Source organism: Mycolicibacter arupensis (genome assembly GCF_002086515.1).
In the GTDB taxonomy this organism is placed as follows: Bacteria; Actinomycetota; Actinomycetes; order Mycobacteriales; family Mycobacteriaceae; genus Mycobacterium; species Mycobacterium arupense.
Window position 1 is genome coordinate 1 of the sequence record NZ_MVHH01000139.1, and the last position, 247, is coordinate 247.

Annotated in this window: 1 protein-coding gene; it reads left to right on the forward strand. The window is 64.8% G+C overall.

Annotation, left to right across the window (positions count from 1 at the left end; all coding sequences use genetic code 11):
- The coding region (locus BST15_RS21060) for a cbb3-type cytochrome c oxidase subunit I (protein WP_207572076.1) at window positions 1-247 on the forward strand (247 nt) is incomplete at both ends.

Below are 247 nucleotides of genomic sequence, written 5' to 3' on the forward strand. Positions count from 1 at the left end.
CCACTACACCGACTGGACCATCGGCCACGTCCACGCCGGCGCCCTCGGCTGGGTCGCGATGATCACCATCGGCTCGCTCTACCACCTGATCCCGAAAGTCTTCGGTCGCCCGCAGATGCACAGCATCGGCCTGATCAACGCGCACTTCTGGCTGGCCACCATCGGTACCGTGCTGTACATCGCCTCGATGTGGGTCAACGGCATCACCCAGGGCCTGATGTGGCGCGCGCTCTACGACGACTCCACC